The organism is Streptomyces sp. 4N124, assembly GCF_052245395.1.
GTDB lineage: Bacteria > Actinomycetota > Actinomycetes > Streptomycetales > Streptomycetaceae > Streptomyces.
In genome coordinates this window covers 1-814 of the sequence record NZ_JBQQBS010000147.1, presented here as the reverse complement: position 1 = coordinate 814, position 814 = coordinate 1, and the positions used below count along the sequence as shown (strand labels likewise).

General features: G+C 70.8%; 1 protein-coding gene. It reads left to right on the top strand.

Translation table 11 applies throughout. The features are described 5' to 3' along the window. Window positions 1-814 (top strand): helix-turn-helix transcriptional regulator (locus ACTWQO_RS48480; protein ID WP_443243809.1); only part of this gene is annotated, 814 nt, incomplete at both ends.

Below are 814 nucleotides of genomic sequence, written 5' to 3'. Positions count from 1 at the left end.
GCGTATCTGGGTCTGGTGGCCGCGTTGCGGGGCCAGGTGGACCGCGCCCGGGAACTGCAGGCCACCGTCGACGCCTGGGCCCGCCCCCGCGGCGTCGGATTCCTCACCCAGATCACCGACGCCATCGGCACCACCACCGCCCTCACCGAAGGCGACTACGAAGCCGCCTACCTCCACGCCATCGGCATCACACCCCCCGGCACCTTCACCCCCTACGCCCACCAAGCCCCCCGCACCCTCCTCGACCTCGTCGAAGCAGCCCTCCACACCGGCCGCACCGAACAAGCCCGCACCCACGCCCTCGCCGCCCAACAAGCCGGCCTCCCCCACCTCTCCCCCCGCCTCGCCCTCATCACCTACGGCGCCCTCGCCATGACTACCACCGACCCCACCGAGGCCGAACACCTCTACCACCAAGCCGAAACCCACCCCGCCGCCCCCCACTTCCCCTACGAACACGCCCGCATCCAACTCGCCCACGGCACCCGCCAACGACACACCCACAACCCCAAAACCGCACGCCCCACCCTCACCCAGGCCGCAGAAACCTTCCAACGCCTCGGCGCACCCACCTGGACCGAACGCGCCCACGCCGAACTCCGCGCCACCGGCGCCCCCACCCGCACCTCAACCACCCACCTGGCCACACTGACCTGGCAAGAACGCCGCATCGCCGACCTCGCCGCCAGCGGCCTCACCAACAAAGAAATCGGCGAACGCATGCACCTCTCCCCCCGCACCGTCAGCTCACACCTCTACCGCGTCTTCCCCAAACTCGGCATCACCGCACGCGCCGCCCTCCGCGACGCACTGG